This window comes from Streptomyces sp. MspMP-M5, from assembly GCF_000373585.1.
Lineage (GTDB): Bacteria > Actinomycetota > Actinomycetes > Streptomycetales > Streptomycetaceae > Streptomyces.
In genome coordinates this window covers 1-17,879 of sequence record NZ_KB891905.1, presented here as the reverse complement: position 1 = coordinate 17,879, position 17,879 = coordinate 1, and the positions used below count along the sequence as shown (strand labels likewise).

At 72.7% G+C, this 17,879-nt stretch carries 17 protein-coding genes; 12 read left to right on the top strand and 5 right to left on the bottom strand.

Features of this window, described 5'->3' with window-relative positions; all coding sequences use genetic code 11:
* The first annotated feature begins 31 nt into the window (after positions 1 to 31).
* On the top strand, positions 32 to 517 hold the full coding sequence (locus tag B073_RS0124120) for a pyridoxamine 5'-phosphate oxidase family protein (protein ID WP_018540649.1): 486 nt from the start codon (positions 32 to 34) through the stop codon (positions 515 to 517).
* Positions 518 to 567: 50 nt separating this feature from the next.
* On the opposite strand, the gene B073_RS0124115 is transcribed toward B073_RS0124120, so the two are convergent.
* Positions 568 to 1,149, bottom strand: coding sequence for a TetR/AcrR family transcriptional regulator (locus B073_RS0124115; protein WP_018540648.1), 582 nt, complete (start codon positions 1,147 to 1,149; stop codon positions 568 to 570).
* A 471-nt stretch (positions 1,150 to 1,620) separates the two neighbouring features.
* On the opposite strand from B073_RS0124115, the gene B073_RS0124110 reads away from it, so the two are divergent.
* The 3 genes from B073_RS0124110 to B073_RS0124100 are packed head-to-tail and all read left to right on the top strand — an operon-like array spanning position 1,621 to position 5,347.
* Positions 1,621 to 2,208 (top strand): (2Fe-2S)-binding protein, encoded by a 588-nt coding sequence (locus tag B073_RS0124110; RefSeq protein ID WP_018540647.1) that lies wholly within the window; start codon positions 1,621 to 1,623, stop codon positions 2,206 to 2,208.
* A complete protein-coding gene (locus B073_RS0124105) occupies positions 2,205 to 3,215 on the top strand; it encodes an FAD binding domain-containing protein (RefSeq protein ID WP_018540646.1) in 1,011 nt (336 codons plus the stop codon). The genes B073_RS0124110 and B073_RS0124105 overlap by 4 nt, the downstream gene beginning before the upstream one ends.
* Positions 3,212 to 5,347, top strand: coding sequence for a xanthine dehydrogenase family protein molybdopterin-binding subunit (locus tag B073_RS0124100; protein ID WP_018540645.1), 2,136 nt, complete (start codon positions 3,212 to 3,214; stop codon positions 5,345 to 5,347). The genes B073_RS0124105 and B073_RS0124100 overlap by 4 nt, the downstream gene beginning before the upstream one ends.
* Positions 5,348 to 5,410: 63 nt before the next feature.
* Here B073_RS0124100 and B073_RS48090 read toward each other — a convergent pair whose 3' ends face one another.
* Both B073_RS48090 and B073_RS0124090 read right to left on the bottom strand, forming a co-directional pair.
* Positions 5,411 to 7,318, bottom strand: a complete 1,908-nt coding sequence (locus B073_RS48090; RefSeq protein WP_051094168.1) for a serine/threonine-protein kinase — start codon at positions 7,316 to 7,318, stop codon at positions 5,411 to 5,413.
* 171 nt (positions 7,319 to 7,489) lie between these two features.
* The gene (locus B073_RS0124090) at positions 7,490 to 7,951 is read right to left on the bottom strand and encodes a hypothetical protein (RefSeq protein WP_018540644.1); all 462 of its coding nucleotides are present in this window, start codon (positions 7,949 to 7,951) and stop codon (positions 7,490 to 7,492) included.
* Positions 7,952 to 8,207: 256 nt separating this feature from the next.
* Here B073_RS0124090 and B073_RS0124085 point away from each other — a divergent pair, with 256 nt between their 5' ends.
* Positions 8,208 to 9,440 (top strand): FAD-dependent oxidoreductase, encoded by a 1,233-nt coding sequence (locus B073_RS0124085; protein ID WP_026247676.1) that lies wholly within the window; start codon positions 8,208 to 8,210, stop codon positions 9,438 to 9,440.
* A 54-nt stretch (positions 9,441 to 9,494) separates the two neighbouring features.
* Here B073_RS0124085 and B073_RS0124080 read toward each other — a convergent pair whose 3' ends face one another.
* Positions 9,495 to 9,767: a hypothetical protein gene (locus B073_RS0124080; protein ID WP_018540642.1), complete on the bottom strand. Its 273-nt coding sequence runs from the start codon at positions 9,765 to 9,767 to the stop codon at positions 9,495 to 9,497.
* 67 nt (positions 9,768 to 9,834) lie between these two features.
* Positions 9,835 to 10,992, bottom strand: coding sequence for an acyltransferase family protein (locus B073_RS40915; RefSeq protein ID WP_018540641.1), 1,158 nt, complete (start codon positions 10,990 to 10,992; stop codon positions 9,835 to 9,837).
* 702 nt (positions 10,993 to 11,694) lie between these two features.
* Here B073_RS40915 and B073_RS0124070 point away from each other — a divergent pair.
* The 7 genes from B073_RS0124070 to B073_RS0124040 form a co-directional block, all read left to right on the top strand.
* Positions 11,695 to 11,916, top strand: a complete 222-nt coding sequence (locus tag B073_RS0124070; protein ID WP_018540640.1) for a ferredoxin — start codon at positions 11,695 to 11,697, stop codon at positions 11,914 to 11,916.
* Entirely contained in the window at positions 11,906 to 13,273 is a 1,368-nt protein-coding gene (locus B073_RS0124065; RefSeq protein ID WP_018540639.1) for an NAD(P)/FAD-dependent oxidoreductase, read from the top strand. The genes B073_RS0124070 and B073_RS0124065 overlap by 11 nt, the downstream gene beginning before the upstream one ends.
* A gap of 61 nt (positions 13,274 to 13,334) precedes the next feature.
* Positions 13,335 to 14,549 (top strand): cytochrome P450, encoded by a 1,215-nt coding sequence (locus B073_RS0124060; RefSeq protein ID WP_018540638.1) that lies wholly within the window; start codon positions 13,335 to 13,337, stop codon positions 14,547 to 14,549.
* A 116-nt stretch (positions 14,550 to 14,665) separates the two neighbouring features.
* Entirely contained in the window at positions 14,666 to 15,298 is a 633-nt protein-coding gene (locus tag B073_RS0124055; RefSeq protein WP_018540637.1) for a GNAT family N-acetyltransferase, read from the top strand.
* Positions 15,299 to 15,587: 289 nt separating this feature from the next.
* Positions 15,588 to 16,628, top strand: coding sequence for a beta-ketoacyl-ACP synthase III (locus tag B073_RS0124050; protein WP_018540636.1), 1,041 nt, complete (start codon positions 15,588 to 15,590; stop codon positions 16,626 to 16,628).
* Between the two features lie 59 nt (positions 16,629 to 16,687).
* Positions 16,688 to 16,930 carry an acyl carrier protein gene (locus B073_RS40910; protein WP_018540635.1) on the top strand — a complete coding sequence of 81 codons (243 nt, stop codon included), beginning with the start codon at positions 16,688 to 16,690 and terminating at the stop codon, positions 16,928 to 16,930.
* A gap of 26 nt (positions 16,931 to 16,956) precedes the next feature.
* Positions 16,957 to 17,879, top strand: a 923-nt coding sequence (locus B073_RS0124040; protein ID WP_234025154.1) for an alpha/beta fold hydrolase, incomplete at its 3' end; no start/stop codon positions are given.

The following is a 17,879-nucleotide window of genomic DNA, read 5'->3' as shown; positions in this document are numbered from 1 at the left end:
GCGACAGCGTCAACAGGACTGGGAGCACGCCGTGAACGACATCCCGGCCCGGCACACCGCCGGGACCGTCACCGACAGCGCGCTGGTGGACTGGGCCGATCGCGAGGCGTCCCGCCGCAGCACCCAACTGGACCGCACCGAGGCCCTGCGGCTGCTGGGCAGCGTCTCGCTGGGCCGGATCGTCTTCACCCAGGACGCCCTGCCGGCGATCCGCCCGGTGAACCACCTCCTGCACCACGGCGAGGTGATCATCCGCACCCACGAGGGCGCGGCGCTGGCCACCCTGACCGAGCACGCGGACGACACCGGCGTGGTCGTCGCCTACGAGGCCGACACCATCGATCCCGCCACGCACTGCGGCTGGAGCGTGGTGGTCACCGGCTACTGCCACCTGGTGACGGATCCCGACGATCTGGCGCACTATCAGGCGCTGCTGCACCCGTGGACCGACCACCGGATGACCCATGCGCTGCGGATCCGCCCGGATCTCGTCACGGGGGTGCGGCTGTCCCGGTAGCGCGGCGCCGCGCGAGGGTTTCGGGAGAAGCGCCGAGCCCCGGGCCCGAGTCAGCCCTGCTCCGGCGCTCCGGCGCGGAGCCCGTCCATCACCAGGTCGAGGAGGCGGCCGGCGCGGGCGTGCCCGTCTGCGTGCGGATCGAGCTGCCAGAGGCCGGCGATGGCGAGGAGGAAGTCCTCGGGGGTGACACCGGGGCGGATGGTGCCGGCCTCCTCGTTGGCGGTCAGGAGGAGGGTGACGGCGGCGATGAGCGGGCCGCGGCCGACGGCGGCGAGGGTGCCGTGGGTCGTGGTGGCCTTGCGCAGTGCGGCGGCCAGGCCGGCCTTGGTCATGGCGTAGCGCGCGAGGCGGTCCATCCAGGCGCGCAGGGCGTCGTCGGGCGGGCGGGTGGCCAGGAGGTCCGTCGCGGCGTCGCAGACCTGTTGGACCTCGTGGCGGTAGACCTCCAGGACGAGGGCCTCGCGGTGGGGGAAGTTGCGGTAGAAGGTGCCCTGTCCGACGCCGGCCTTCTTGGCGATCGCGCTCAGCGGGGCGTCGGCGGAGCGGGTCAGCTCGGCCAGGGCCGCCTCCAGGATGCGGTCGCGGTTCCGCTGGGCGTCGGAGCGCAGCGGCGCGTCCTCGGGACGGTGCACGCGTCCTCCTCCCGGAATGCGCCGATGAGTTGGCCTTGGTGGATTCACCAAGCCTGGCGCGCAATCGGCCTTGCTAACCGGACAGCTGTCCATTAGGTTTTCAACCGTAGCGGACAGCTGTCCACTTGAGCGCCAGCCTAGCGCCTGTCCGAGGGGCGGGGTCAGGGTCGGACAAAGCTCCGGCGGCAGACGAGCGGCGGATCGGCCGGTGAGGAGCCCGGCGGCCATCGCGACCGGCGTCCCGCCGCGCCCCCGAACCATCCGTATTGACCGCACCGCTCCCTCCGACGCGCAACGCACCGCACCACCGCACCACCCCGCCCCCACGCGGACGTTCCGGCTCGTTCCGGTTCCTTCCGGTCGTTCCCGGCCACCGGGAACGACCCGACTCCGCCGCCCCACCGCGGCGGACCGGCGGCCCCCAACGGGCCTGCCGCCCCTCGACGTGTGAGACGTGAAAGAAGGCAGAACATGGCCCCATCGACGGCCGGTGCCATCACCTTGACCATCAACGGCGAGAAGCACACGCTGCCCGTCGACAACCGCACCACCCTGCTCGACGCGCTGCGCGAGCGGCTCGGCCTGACCGGCACCAAGAAGGGCTGCGACCAGGGGCAGTGCGGTGCCTGCACGGTACTGCTCGACGGGCGGCGGGTGGTCTCCTGCCTCCAGCTCGCGGTGGCCGCCGAGGGGCGGGAGGTCACCACCATCGAGGGCGTGGCCGACGGCGAGCGGCTGCACCCGGTGCAGCAGGCGTTCCTCGACCTCGACGGCTTCCAGTGCGGCTACTGCACCCCCGGACAGATATGTTCGGCCCTCGCGGTCATCGAGGAGCACGCCGCGGGCTGGCCCAGTGCCGCCACCACCGACGTCCGGCCGGAGGCGGGCGTGCCGCAGCTGACCGCCGACGAGATCCGGGAGCGGATGAGCGGCAACCTCTGCCGCTGCGGCGCCTATGTGTCGATCGTCCAGGCGGTCGCGCGGGCGGCGGAGGAGACGACGCACCCGACGGGCCGGGCGGATGTGGCGGACGTGACGGACGTGGAGGGCGTGGCATGAGGGAGTTCGACTACCGGCGGGCGTCCGACGTCCCGGGCGCCCTGGCGCTGCTGGGCGCCCAGCCCGAGGCCCGCTACCTCGGCGGCGGCACCAACCTCGTCGACCTGATGAAGAGCGGCGTGGAACGGCCCGCGCTGCTCGTCGACGTGCGCGAGCTGCCGCTCGACCGCATCGAGACCACCGCCGACGGCGGGCTGCGGATCGGCGCCACGGTCACCAACAGCGACCTGGCCGCCCACCCCGAAGTGCGGCGCCGCTACCCGGCGTTGACGCACGCGGTACTGGCCGGCGCCTCCGGGCAGCTGCGCAACATGGCCACGGTGGGCGGCAATCTGCTCCAGCGCACACGCTGCGCCTACTTCACCGACCTCGCCAGGCCGTGCAACAAGCGCGTCCCCGGGAGCGGTTGCGCGGCCGTCGCGGGCGAGCACCGCAACCACGCGATCCTGGGCGCCTCCGCGCACTGCGTGGCCGTCCACCCCTCGGACATGGGCGTGGCCCTGGCCGCCTTCGACGCCGTGGTGCAGTACGCCACGGCCGACGGGCCGGGCGAGGTGCCGCTCGCGGAGTTCTACCTCCCGGTGGGCGACACACCCGACCGCGAGACCGCGCTGCCGCCCGGCGCGCTGATCACCGGCCTCACCCTGCCGCCCGCGCCGGTCGCCGCCCTGTCGCGCTACCGCAAGGTGCGCGAGCGGGCGTCGTACGCCTTCGCCATCGGGTCGGTCGCCGCCGCGCTCGACGTCCGGGACGGCACGGTCCACGACGTCCGGCTGGCCTTCGGCGCGGTCGCGTCCCGGCCGTGGCGCGCACGGGCGGCCGAACGGGCGCTGCGCGGCGGGCCGGCCACCGCCGAGGCGTTCGCCGCCGCCGCGGACGCCGAGCTGGCCGCCGCCGAGCCGCTGCCCGGCAACGGATACAAGGTGACGCTGATCCGGAATCTCGTCGTCGCCGTGCTCACCGAGCTGGCCGAGGAGAGCCGGCAGACCGAGGAGGCCGCCCGATGACCACCACCACGACCGGGTTCGCCCCGGTGACCGGAGCCGTCGGCACCGCGCACACCCGCCGGGAGGGCCGGGACAAGGTCACCGGCGCGGCCCGCTACGCCGCCGAGATCCCCTTCGTCGGCCTCGCCCACGGCTGGCTGGTGGTGTCCACCGTCGCCCGCGGCCGGATCCGCTCGATCGACACCGCACCGGTCCTGGCGATGCCGGGGGTGCTCGCCGTCCTGCACCACGGGAACGCCCAGTCGCTGGCCTCGGGCTACACCGGCCCGATGGGGCCGGCCGACCCGACGCTCCAGCTCTTCCAGCACGACCGGGTGCCGTATGCCGGCTGGCCGGTGGCCCTGGTCGTCGCCGAGACCTCCGAAGAGGCCAGGGAGGCCGCCGAGTCGCTGGTGGTCGCCTACGACGAGGAGCCGCACGACGTGGCGTTCACCGCCGGGCACCCGGAGGCGTACGTCCCCGCGGGCGGGCGGGCCGAGGCGGAGCAGGGAAAGGGGGACCTGGCGGCCGAACTCGCCGCGTCCGCCGTCGTGGTGGACGCGGAGTACACCACTCCGGAAGAGCACCACCACCCGATGGAGCCGCACGCCGCGACCGCGTACTGGGACAGCGGCCGGCTGGAGGTCGTCGACTCCAACCAGGGCAGCGTCTTCGTCGCCCAGGAACTCGCGCTGCTGTTCTCGCTCGAACCGTCCGCGGTCCGGGTGCGCTCCGAGCACGTCGGCGGCGGTTTCGGCTCCAAGGGCACCCGCCCGCACCAGGTGGCGGCGGCGATGGCGGCGACGGTCCTGCACCGCCCCGTACGGGTCGTCCTGACACGCCGTCAGATGTTCTCGCTGATCGGCTACCGCAGCCCCACCGCACAGCGGGTCCGGCTCGGCGCCGACCCCGACGGGCGGCTGCGGGCCCTGGACCACCAGGGGCTCAACCAGACCTCGACGGTGCACGAGTTCGTCGAGCGCAGCGCCGATGTGGCGCGGGCGATGTACGACGCGGACGCACACCACACCATCAGCCGGGTGGTCCGCCTCGACGTGCCGACGCCGACGTGGATGCGGGCCCCGGGCGAGGCCCCGGGCTCGTTCGCGCTGGAGTGCGCGATGGACGAACTCGCCGAGAAGTGCGGTGTCGACCCGATCGCCCTGCGCGCCCGCAACGAACCGACCGTGGGCCCCCTTTCCGGCCTCCCCTACAGCAGCCGCCGGCTCCTCGCCTGCTTCGAGGAGGGCGCCCGCCGCTTCGGCTGGGACGGACGGGACCCGCGTCCCGGGGTGCGGCGCGACGGCCGCTGGCTGCTGGGGACGGGCACCGCGGCCGCCTCCTTCCCCACGCTGGCCGGCCCGAGCACCGCGGCGGTGACGGCGGAGGCGGACGGCACCTTCACCGTGCGGATCACCGCGGCCGACATCGGGACCGGGGCGCGGACCGCGCTGTCCCTGGTCGCCGCGGACGCGCTGGCGGTGACGCCGGACCGTGTGGCCATCCGGATCGGCGACAGCGACTTCGGCCCGGCCATGATCGCCGGCGGCTCGGCGGGCACCCGCTCGTGGTCCTGGGCGATCACCCTCGCCGCCCGCGAACTGCGCGAACAGCTGGCCCTGGGCGGCGACATCCCGCCGGAGGGGATCACCGCGCGCTCGAACACCGCGGACGCCATCGGCGCGCTGCCGCCCCGTGAACGGCACGCCTTCGGCGCGCAGTTCGCCGAGGTCGCGGTGGACGTCACCACCGGCGAGGTGCGGGTCCGGCGGATGCTGGGCGTCTTCGCGGCCGGCCGGATCGTCAACCCGCTCACCGCACGCAGCCAGTTCGTCGGCGGCATGATCTGGGGGCTCTCCATGGCCCTGCACGAGGAGGCGGTCCGGGACCACGGCACGGGTACCCATGTCGGCGCCGACCTCGCCGGCTACCACGTCGCCGCCAACGCCGACGTACCGCTCGTCGAGGCCGACTGGGTGGACGACCCGGAGGAGGACGACCCGGTCGGCATCAAGGGCATCGGCGAGGTCGGCATCGTCGGCGCCGCCGCAGCCGTCGCCAACGCGGTCTGGCACGCCACCGGCGTCCGCCACCGCCACCTGCCGATCCGCCCGGACCGGGTCCTGATGTCTGGCGACGGCATCCTGCCGTAGACGTCTGACAGGCACCATCGGTCGGTCGCTGCCCCGCCCCGAAACCGGGGCGGGGCAGCGCCCTCACGCCACCTTCGTGCAAAGGATGCTCCGCCCCTCGTACACCTGCCACGAATAGGTGTAGTGGCCGGGGTCGGGCGGGCAGGCGCGCGTCCCCGCCGAGGCCGGCAGCACCGCCGTGATCTGCATGAGGAAGCTGAACTCCCGCGGCACCCGGCCGGCCCCGCAGTTCCACAGGGTGAGCAGATTGGCGCCGCCCGGACGTCCGCCGCTGGACCGGGCGAGGAAGCACTGGCCGACACGGAACTGCCGCTCCACACACAGGTCGACCGACGAGAAGTCCGCGGCCGCGTGCCACCAGCCGCCCAGCCCCGGGCCGGACGGGCAGCTCCCGGACCCGAGCACGGACCGGACCTGCACATAGGCATGGGCCGCCTGACAGTTCACCCGCTCCGGTGCCGCCCGGCTCCATCCGCCATACCCGTTCGCATAGCCGTCCAGGCAGTCCCCGGCCCGTACGGACGAGAAGGCCAGGTCCTCCGCGCTGGGGGTACGGGACGCGACCGGCGTGGGCGACGGGGAGGGCAAGGACGGAGTCGGAGTCGGAGCCGGCGGGGGACTGAAGCTGTGGCCGGCACCACCACTACCGCCCCCACCACCCCCACCGGACAGCGCCCCCACTCCCCCGCCCCCATAAGTACTGCTGCTACGGCCACTGCTGCTGCCACCGCTCGACAGGCCGCCCGTCGACCCGGCGGACCCCATGTGCTCCCAGGGCTTCCAGAACATCACCACCAGCACGATGAGCCCCATCACGGTCCAGAACACGCTCCCCGCGGAACCGGACGACGACGAAGATCCGGACGCCGCGGAACCGACGGTGGACGGTGGCTTCGTGGCGGGCGGCCGGGTGGGCTTCCGGTCCGGCGGCGTCGGGGACTTGGGGCGCGACGGACGGCCCGTCCCACCGCGCTTCTCGGTGTAGACACGGGTGGGCCCGGGCGGCGGCACCTGGCGGGTCCGCAGGTCGACCGTGACCGCCTCCACGCCTCCCCCGCCCGCCGCCAGTGCCCGCCCCTGCGCCTCGTACTCCCCGATCAGGGCCGTCCACCGCGGTGGCAGCCGACCGGCGCCGGGTTGCGGCGCGGGGGCCCGGTCGAGTTCGGCCAGCGCACACCGCAACACCTCGGCGGGTTCGGGCCGGTCGCGCGGATCGGCGGCCAGACACGGCCGGATCAGACCGGCGAGCCCGTTCGGCAGCCCCCCGAGGTCGAGTTCGCCGCGCTGGACGAGGGTGAGGAGCCGGATGGTGTCGGACGTCTCGGGGTAGGGCGGACGGCCGACGGCGGTGTGGAAGAGCGTGGCGCCCAGCGAGTACACGTCGGACGCCCTGGTGGAGGGCTCAGCGCGGGCCTGTTCCGGCGAGGTGAACGCGATGGTGCCGAGCGTCAGTTGGGTCCGGGTCATGTCGTTGGCGTGCGAGATGCCGAAGTCGATGAGGCGGGGCCCGGACCGCGGCAGCAGGACGTTCTGGGGCTTGATGTCCCGGTGGACGATCTGCGCGTCGTGCAACACCACGAGGGCCTGCGCCACGCCCGCCGCAACCCAGTGCACCGCCCGGGTCGGCAACTTCCCGGCGCCGCGGACGAGTTCGGCCAGCGAGGGCGCCGGTATGTACTCGATGGCCATCCAGGGACTTTCGGCGTGCGCGTCGGCGTCGAGCACACGGGCGGTGTGGGCACTGTCGATCCGCCGGGCCAGCTTCACCTCGCGGGCGAACCGGCGCCGGTCGGTGTCGCTGAGGGCGCCCTCGGCCGGCAGTGTCTTCACCGCGACCAGCGCACCGTCCTTCGTGGACCGCGCCACATAGACGCGCCCCATACCGCCCGGGGCGAGCCGCCCCAGCAGCTCATAGGTGCCGAACCGCCGCGGATCCTCACCCCCGAGCGCCCTGATGCCCGTACCGGCCATGCCTGTCGCCCTCCCCCGTGTGCCGGCCGCCGCCCGCCCCGTTCGGTGAGGCGACTGCGACGGCCGTCAACCTCGTCAAACACTGTCATGACGGGGCGAGTTGAGGAAGGTAAGGGGCACGGGGAGACGACCGCGGCGTGCTCGCGGAGGTTCTCGGCGGTCCCGGCCGGGTCACTTCACGTGGACGGTCCTGGTGTCGGTGGTGCGGTCCAAGTACGGGTGGCCGCCGCGCGGGCCGTCGACGCCGTAGAGCGCACCGCGGAACTGCAGGACACCGCGGTGGGTGGCCTTGACCTTCATGTCGACCTTGGCCTCGCCCGAGCCGGCGTCCACGATGGGGCCGCACTTGACGGTGTGCCAGGCACCCTTCGTGCCAACCCGCTGCTGGGCGCAGAACATGCCGTACTGGAGGGCGTCACTGTCCCCCTGGCCCTTGATGTGCACGGTCTGGCCGACCTTGACGGTGCCGGGCGACACGCTCAGGTCGGCGCTGCCCTTGGCGAACGCCGGGGTGACGGCGAGTACGGCCGCGGCCGCGCCCACGGCGGTCACGGTGGCAAGGCGGCCGCCCCGGCGTCCCAGGATCCCCCGCGCGGCGCGCCCGTTGCGTATTTTCTTCGCTTGGTCGGTCATCTTTCCGTCCTCCCCTTTTGTGGGCCCGATCGGGCCTCGCCCCATAAGAGGGGGGTTTCGCTCGATGCGTTCCAGACAGGCGCGCCCGCTGCCGTACGGCCGCGGGCCGGCTCCGGCACGCCGCCCCTGCCCGATGCGGCAGTACCGGGTGTGGCGAACGGGGGGCCGTGGGGCTGATGTCCGCCGTGATACCGGGTATCTGTGCCGGTGGCCGTGCCGGAACCGGTCCGGGCCGTGGCGGAAGGGAGCGGTTGTGGTGGAGCGGACGACATGCTGTGTGGTGGGCGGCGGCCCGGCCGGGATGGTGCTGGGGCTGCTGCTGGCGCGGGCCGGTGTGGCGGTGACGGTCCTGGAGAAGCACGGGGACTTCCTGCGGGACTTCCGCGGGGACACCGTGCACCCCTCCACACTGGCGCTGCTGGACGAGTTGGGGCTCGGCGAGCGCTTCGCCCGGTTGCCGCAGCGGCGAGTGACGACCGTTCAGCTGCCGCTGGGTCCGGAGGGCTCCCTGATGACGGTGGGGAACATCGCCGCGCTGAGCGGCCCGTTCAACTACGTCGCGATGGTGCCGCAGTGGGACCTGCTCGATCTGCTGGCGGACGAGGCCCGGCGCGAGCCGTCGTTCGCGGTGCGCATGAGTACCGAGGTGACGTCGTTCCTGAAGGAGCGCGGCCGGGTGACGGGCGTCCGGTACCGCACCGCCGACGGCAAGACCGGGGTGCTGCGGGCGACGCTGACGGTGGCCTGCGACGGCCGGGGATCGCTCGCCCGGGCCCTGCCGGAGCTGGGGCTGCGGACGTTCAGCTGCCCCATGGACGCCTGGTGGTTCCGCCTGCCGCGGCAGGACGGCGATCCGCACGGGCTGGTGGGCGGGGTCGGCGACCGGCTGCTCGGCGCGATGATCGACCGCGGGGACTACTGGCAGTGCGCGGCGCTGATCCCCAAGGGGACGGACGCCGAGCTGCGCGCCGCCGGCCTGGAGGCGTTCATGGTGAACTACGCCTCGGCCGCGCCCTGGCTCGGCGACCGGGTGCGCTCGCTGCGCTCCTGGGACGAGGTGAAGCTGCTGGACGTGCGGCTCGACCGGTTGCGGCGCTGGCACCGGCCGGGACTGCTGTGCATCGGCGACGCGGCGCACGCGATGTCGCCGGTCTTCGGGATCGGCATCAATCTCGCGGTGGAGGACGCGGTGGCGGCCGCCCGGCATCTGGTCGGGCCGCTGCTGGCGGGCACGGTGGGCCTGCGGGACGTCCGGGCGGTGCAGCGCCGGCGGTGGCCGACGGCGGCGTTGACGCAGGCGCTGCAGCGGTTCGCACACTCCCGGGTGATCGAGCCGGTGCTGGCGGGCCGGCCGCCGTTCGGCGATCCACGGCGGGCGCAGTGGGTAGCCGAACGGCTCACCACCTCGCGGTGGCTGAACCGGGTCCCGGCGTACTTCCTGGCGTACGGCGCGGTGCGCGAGCGGCCGCCGGCGGAGTCGGTGCGGTGAGACGGCGGAACGGGCCCGGCATCGCGCGCCGCGGCCCGTTCCGCCGTCTCCCGGTCAGTCCGTCACTTCCGCCAGCCGGAAGGGTCCGGCCGCGCCGGGTGCGTACATCACCGGCAGGGTGCGGCCCAGGGGGACGACCACGATCGGCTCCTCGCGGTACTCCCGCAGGAAGTGCTCCAGCGGCTCCCAGATCATGCTCCGGTATCCGGCCTCGGTCCGCTGCTGCTCGAAGGACAGGGTCAGCGCGGAATCCTCCACGGTGACGCTCACCGCGCCCACCTCCAGCCATTCCCCGCCGATCCAGGCTTCGAGTCGTACGTAAGACATGACGCAAGGGTGCCCGGTGCCGCACCGACCTGGCAATCAGGGGGTGCGGCAGGACCTCGTCAGAGCCTCATTGGGACGGCCGCTGACCGGCCACGCGGTATTGCTCGGTGACGGCCGGTGGCGCGGTCGGGGCCGAGGCAGGAGCCGGGGACGCGGCCGGAGCCGCAGGCGGTGCCGGCGCGGCGGTATCGGATTCCGAGGCCGCCTGGCTCTTGGAATTGCGACGCATTTCCTGGAGGCCCTTTTGGATTCCGTCCCGCAGCCATTTGCCCAGGGGCCGCTCCACCAGCCGGTGCACCGCATAGGAAAGCACCAGCATAAAGACGACGATGGCGGACAGCAGTACGGGTGCCGGGAGTTTGTTGCGCAGCAGGTCGATGAGGGTGAATCCGATGTACATGTGCAGCAGGTACAGGGGGTACGTCAACGAGCCCGCGGTCACCAGCCAGCGCCACCGCACCTTGTCGAATACCCCGAGGGCGATCGCCGCCATGACGCCGAAGGCCAGGAGGACGCCGACGCGGGCCGGCCAGCCGTGCACCAGGCTCGCCTTGGCGCCGACGTTCATCAGCAGGCGGTAGTGGACGTAGTGCTGGGCCAGCAGGAATTCGACCGCGACAATGGCCCAGAGCAGCAGGGTCGGCTTGAAGCGGTGCATCAGGTAAAAGGCGATGCCGGCGATGAAGTAGGGCGAGTACGGGGCGATGGCCCACACCGACAGGAAGTCACTGTCGGCCTTGAGCGCGACGACTCCGGCCACCGTCCACAGGGCACAGAAGAGCACGCACCGGCGGTAGGTGACGCCGCGGTACACGACGAGGGCGAAGAGCAGGTAGAACTTCAACTCGACGAAGAGCGACCAGTAGACGTCGTCGAGGTCGGAAACCCCCACGCCCTGCTGGAGCATGGTGAGGTTCGTCAGCACCGTTTCCAGATTGTCCGCGCTGCGGACGTGCGGCCAGAGCGTGAGGACGGCCGTGGTCAGCAGAACTCCGACCCAGTACGCGGGATAGAGGCGGGAGACCCGGGATTTCACGAAGTCACCGAGCGAGCGACCCCAGGCACTCATGCAGATGACGAACCCGCTGATGAGGAAGAAGACCTCGACGCCCAGCCAGCCGAATTGGGAGACGTGGTGCAGGGTGGTCGAGATCGCGTGCGGTTCCTTGCCCCAACCATCACGGAGGGTGATGTAGTGATAGGCCAGCACCATGAGCGCGGCCACGAGGCGTAGGCCGTCGAGGACATAGAGTCTGGAATGCCCTTGCCCCTTCCCTGGTGCGGCCAGAGTTCCAGGCACAGCGAAGGGCATCCTGTGGTTCCTCACAGTTGGTAGGGCAACGTTCCCCCTATCCCATCTCATACTCGGGACAGGGAAGGCAAGTTCGGTTGAAATGATCGCAAAAAATTTCCGCAGCGCCAGGTGGGACGTTGCATGAAACACGTTTCCGTCGATGTTGGGTGCCCCGCCTCAATCCGGGTCAATACGGATATCGGCCACGCGGTGGCGCACGCTTCCCGACCAGCCGGAACTCCCGGAGAACACAACCGGAACATCCACTTCCGGAACCGATCCCCCGGTCCGGCACGGTCGTTCCCCGGATACTTCGGCCGTCCACAACCTTCCCGATGTCCGGTATTCCATGCTGCGCCATAAGGGTTCGGAGCGTATTTCCCGTTACCGGCGGAAAATTCTCCGCGGTGGCCCGCCGCCGATTTCCGGCCGGGGCACGGGGAGCGACGCTTGGATCCGACGATCCGTTCCGGGCCGCCGGTGTGATGCTCGCCTCGTGCCGCTCGTCACAGCCGCCGTCCGCACTCCCCGCCCTCACTCCCTGTGCACACCCCTCCGGCCCACCACCGACCGCGCCGTCCACCGAGGACGAGTAGGACGGAGTCGACAGCTCGCGCGGAGGAAGGGTGCGGAATGCAGATCGTGGTCGACCTGAACCGGTGCCAGGGCTACGCGCAGTGCGTCTTCCTCGCGCCCCGGGTGTTCGAGCTGCACGGCGAGGAGGCACTGCTGTACGCCCCGGCGCCCCCGGAAGAACAGGCGGAGCGGGTGCGGCGGGCGGCCGCGGCCTGCCCGGTACAGGCGATCCTCGTCGGCGAGCAGGCCGGGGCGGGAGCCGGTACCGATGTCCGCTGACCTGAAGAAGGGCCGGATCGTCATCGTCGGCGCATCGCTCGCCGGGCTGCGCGCGGCCGAGACCCTGCGGGACGAGGGCTTCACCGGGGAACTCACCCTCGTCGGCGACGAACCGCATCCGCCGTACGACCGCCCGCCGCTGTCGAAGCAGGTACTGCTGGGCCGGGTGCCCGCGACGGACGTCGGGCTGCCCGGCCGCCACCTGGTGGACGCGCGCTGGAAACTGGGGGTGCGCGCCAGCGGCCTCGACCCGTCCACGAAGGAAGTGCTGCTGGCGAACGGCGAACGGCTGCCGTTCGACCGGCTGCTGATCACGACGGGCACCCGCGCCCGGCCCTGGCCGCACCCCGAAGAGGCCCGCCTGGACGGGGTGCTGACGGTCCGCACGATCGAGGACGCGGGCCGGCTCGCCGAGCGCCTGGACGCCGGACCGAGCCGGGTGCTGGTCATCGGGGCGGGCTTCAGCGGGTCGGAGATCGCCTCCGCCTGCCGGGAGCGCGGCCTGCCGGTGACGGTCGCCGAGCGCGGGCCGGCGCCGCTGGTCGGGGCGCTCGGCGGGACGCTGGGATCCTTCGCGGCGCGGCTGCAGCGCGCGCACGGCGTGGATCTGCGCTGTGGGGTGACGGTCACCTCGCTCACCGGCGCCAACGGGCGGCTGACCGGCGCCGAACTCTCCGACGGCAGCCGGATCGAGGCCGAGGTCGCGGTGATCGCCCTGGGCGCGGTCCGCAACACCGAGTGGCTGGAGGGCTCGGGGCTCGCCGCGGGCCCGCGGGGCGTGGCCTGTGATGCCGGCTGCCAGGCGTTCAACATGTACGGGATCGTCACCGGCGAGGTGTTCGTGGCCGGGGACGTGGCCCGTTTTCCGCATCCGCTCTTCGAGTACCAGATGTTGGCGCTGGAGCACTGGGGGAACGCCGTGGAGCAGGCGGAGGTGGCGGCGCACAACATGGTCAACCCCGGGCCGCTGCGGCGCCCGCACCTGGCCGTGCCGGTCTTCTGGTCCAGCCAGTTCGGCCTGAACATCAAGTCCGTCGGCGTCCCGACCTTCTCGGACCAGGTGACCATCGCCCAGGGCTCGGTCGAGGAGCGCCGGCTGGTCGTGGTCTACGGCTACCGCGGCCGGGTCACCGCCGCGGTCAGCGTCAACCGCGCCAAGTGGCTGGACCACTACCGGCATCTGATCGAGACCGCCGCCCCGTTCCCGCCGGAGCCGGGTGCCGCCGACCGGCCGGCGGCACCGAAGGTCGTGCCCTCGGACGTCCCGGACCCCAAGGTGCTCTCGCACGGCCCGACGGTCGCGCTCACCGGGCATCTGCCGGACCGGCGGCTGGCCGTGGTGCGTCCGATGGCCTGACCGCCGGTCCGGACACCACCGACCGCCCCCGCCCCTGCCCTTGACGAGGAGAGCCCCGCGCATGTCCACGGAGACCCTGCTGGAGCGGATCAACGACTACGCCAGCCGCCCCGACCCCTATCCGCTCTACGCCGAACTCCGGGAACACGGCGTGGCACGGCAGAACGACGGCAGCTATCTGGTCGGCACGTACCACGAGATCGCCGCGCTGCTGCACGATCCGCGGATCAGCTCGGACGTGCGCCACCGCACCGCCCCGGACGCGTCGGTCCGGACGGACGGCCTGCCGCCGTCCTTCATCGGCGTCGACGACCCCGAACACGACCGGCTCCGCCGGCTCACCATGCGCCCCTTCGGCCCGCCGCACTCCCCCGGCCGGGTCGACGCGCTCCACGACGACATCGAGGAGATCGCCCGGGAGCTGATCGACGGCTTCGCGGACCGGGACCGGATCGACCTGGTGGACGACTTCGCCTACCCGCTGCCGGTCACCGTGATCTGCCGGCTGTTGGGCGTCCCCCGGGAGGACATGCCACCCATCCGCGCGTGGACGAACACCATCATCGCCTCCCTGGACCACTCCCCCGGCGACGATCCTGAGGAGAAGCGGCGCGCGGGCCTGGAGGCGCGCATGGCGATGGGCGGGTACCTGGGCGACCTCGCCGACCGGCGGCGGGAGCACCCGGCCGACGACATGATCTCCGCCCTCGTCCACGACGACGGGCCCGAAGGGCGGCTCAGCAGGCCGGAGTTGATGACGACGCTGACGCTGCTGATGATCGCGGGGCACGAGACCACGGTCAATCTCATCACCAACGGCATGCTCACGCTGCTGCGCCACCCGGAGGAACTGGCGCGGCTGCGCCGGGAACCGGAACTGATGCCCTCGGCGGTGGAGGAACTGCTGCGGTACGAGCCTCCGGTCCAGATGCTGCCGCAGCGCACCCCGCTGACCGACGTCGCGGTGGGCGGGGTGACCGTCCCCAAGGGCGCGCCGCTGTTCCTGATCCTGGCCTCCGGGAACCGGGACCCGCTGCGGTTCGACGACCCCGACCGCTTCGACCCGGCCCGCCGGGACAACCAGCACTTCGGCTTCGGCAGCGGCGTCCACAACTGCTTCGGCGCCCCCCTGGCCCGTACGGAGACGCAGGTGGCACTGGCCACGCTGCTGCACCGCCTGGACGCCCCTCGCCTCGTCGAGGATTCCCCGCCGTACCGGCACAGCCCGATCCTGCGCGGGCCACGCCACCTGCTGATCGGCAAGGACACACACTGAACTGACGCACCGTCAGGCATCAGGAGTTCCCCGTCACGGTAAATGGAGGTGCCTCGCACCACCCCGAGAATGTAATGTTCACTGCTATTGAGTGGCGCTTACTCGGGGAGGGTTCTATGCTTCCGGATCTCGTCAGGATGTGGGCGGCCGGCTGGGTGGTCTCGCGCCGGCGCCCCCGCGCGGTGGAGCACCCTTGGGGGCTCTACATCGACGTGGGCCTCCCGGACCAGGTGGGCCGGCACGTACTGCCGGACCCCGACGAGTCCGCCGTCCACGCGGCCGCCGCGTCGGTGACCGTCCCGTACACCTGGCTCAAAGCGCCCGTGGAGACGGAGACCGTCGAGCCGTGGCTCCCGGCGGGCTGGGTGGCGGACAAGGAAGAGGCGGGCCACCTGATGGCCGCCGATCTGCGGGCGACCCACCCGGTACCGCCCGAGGGCTACCGCGCCATCGTGGAGACCACCGACGGCGTCACCCACGTCGAGGTCCAGGACGCGCACGGCGGGCTCGCGGCGAAGGGGCAGATGGCCGTCATAGGTCCGGCGACCGTCGTCGACCGGGTGCAGACGGAGGAGGCCCACCAGCGGCGCGGCCTCGGCGGCTTCGTGATGCGCACGCTGGCCGACCGTGCGGTGGCCGAGGGCGCGACCCTCGGCATCCTGGGCGCCACCGACGCGGGCCGCGCCCTGTACGAGTCACTCGGCTGGCAACGGCACGCAGGGCTCGCCGCCTGCGTCTACCGCCCCTAGGGCGCTTCTGACGGATCTCCGCGGCCGGCTGGGCCCGGCCCTCACCGAGACCTTCCACACCCCAGAACTCCTCGCCGAACTGGGCCTGGACTACGTACTGGACTGGAGCAACGACGACCAGCGACGAGATCGCCGGACAACTACGCCCGGAGCACCGCCGGGCAGCCGGCCTGACGGCAGGGCACCGCCCGGTACGGAGGAACACCACCGTCGTACCGGGCGCCGTCCCACGCCACGCGCCGGTGCCTCCACCACCCCTCCCGCGCGCCCGATTGATTACATTTACTCCATGTATCAACCGGAGGACAGCGCACAGGCCCCAGCCGCCCCGACCGCGGTACTGACCGGGCTCGGATCCTGGTTGCCGCCCCACGAGATCACCAACGACGAACTCTGCGCCCACCTGGACACCTCGGACGCCTGGATCCGCGAGCGGATCGGCATCTCCGTACGGCACCGCGCGGACCCGAAGACCGCCACCGGGGATCTGGCCGCCGAGGCCGGCGCCCGCGCCCTGCGGTCCGCCGGGGTGACCCGGGCGGACGCGGTCATCCTGGCCACCACCACACCCGACCATCCGTGCCCGGCCACCGCCCCGGACGTCGCGGCCCGGCTCGGGCTGGGCAACATCGCCGCGTTCGACATCGCCGCCGGCTGCTCGGGATTCCTCTACGCCACGACGGTCGCGGCCGGACTGATCCGCTCCGGCACGGCCGGGCGGGTGCTGGTGATCGGTGCCGAGACGATGTCCGCCGTCATCGACCCCGAGGACCGGTCCACGGCACCGATCTTCGGGGACGGCGCCGGTGCCGCCGTCCTGGAGGCCGGGCGCCCCGGTCAGGCCGGCTCGTTCGGCAAGGTGGTGTGGGGCAGCGACGGCGCCCGCTCCGACGCCATCGTCATCCCGGTCGGCGGCTCACGGAACCGCGACGGCCGGGACGCCGCGCCACCGGGCGAACGGCACGTCAGAATGCGCGGCAACGAAGTGCTCCGGCACGCCGTGCGCCGGATGACGGCCGCCGCCACACAGGCCGCGGAGGCCGCGGGCTGGGCCCTGGAGGACATCGACCGGCTGATCGTCCATCAGGCCAACGCCCGGATCAGCGCCGGCGTCTCCTCGGCACTGGGCATCCCGCCGGAGCGAGTGCCGTCGAACATCGCGACGGTGGGAAACACCGCCGCCGCGTCCATCCCGCTGCTCCTCACGGACGCCGCCGTCCAAGGCGCCCTCCGCGACGGGCACCGCGTCCTGCTGGTCGCCTTCGGCAGCGGCCTCGCCTGGGCCGCCACCACACTGGTGTGGCCCGCCGGTCTCCGCGCCGAAATCTGACCCCGACGCCCCGTCCACGGCCGCGTCACCGCCAGGACCCGCCTCCCTAAGGACGTCACATGTACGCGCAGTTGAAGGAACTCCTCATCGCCCGCGCCGGACTGCCCGGCGAACCGATCGTCCCGGAGGCGTCCCTGGCCCGGGCCGGCATCGACTCCATGGCCGTCACCGTGCTGTCCATGGCCCTTGAGGACGAGCTGGGCGTGGTGATCGACGAGGACGAGCTGTCCGCGGCCCCGTCCGTCGCCGCCCTCGCCGACCTCATCGCCGCACGCGCCGCCTCCCTCCCCTCCACCCCATAGCCGAGGAGGAGCCCGCCGTGGAACCCATGGAAGCCGACGAACGCCTGGTCCCGCTGTCCTTCCGGGACATGACCTACGCGTGCCGGGTCCTCACGCCACCGCACCGGTACGGCACCGAGCCGCTCATCCTGATCGGCGGCGCCCTCCAGGACATGCGCTCCTGGCCACGGCTGGAACGCCGGCTCACCGCGCACACCCCCGTGGTGCTGCTGGACCTGCCCGGCACCGGAAGCGCCGGCGACCTGGCCGCCAGCGCCGGCTTCGAGGTCCTGGCCGAGGCGGTACTGCACGCGCTCGACCAGCTCGCCCTGGACCACGTCAACGTCCTCGGCGCCTCCTACGGCGCCCCCATCGCCTACCGCCTGGCCCAGTCGCACCCGGACCGGGTCTCCCGGCTGCTGCTCGCCGGCGCCACACCCCGGGTCGGGCCCCGGCTGACCGCGGTGGTCCGCCAGGGACTGGCCCTGGTGGGCAGCGCCGAATCCAGCCCGGCCGACGAAGCGGCCCGCCGCGACTACGCCCGCAACGTCGTCGACATGCTGGTCAACCGCGCCACCCGGCACCGGGTCGTCCAGGGCCCGGCGGTCGCCCGGCTCCTGGAACGCCAGCTGATGCGCACCTCGCAGAGCGCCGCGCTGCGCTACGCGGCCTGCCACGAACGGCTCCTGGACACCGACCTCTACCCGTCGGGCGGCATCGACGGGGTGCCCGCCCTCGTCTTCACCGGCGAACACGACTGCGCCAGTTCACCGGAGGAGAACCGGGCCGTCGCCACCACCATCGCCGGCTGCGACCTCCTCCTCATCCGCGACGCCGACCACATGGCCCATCTGGAGCGCGAGGCCGAGTACGCGGACCTGGTCACGCGATTCCTGCGCGACCAACCCGTGCGAGACCTTCCGTACTGCGTCACGGGGCCCGGCGAGAGGCCGGGCAGGGGGCCGGGGCG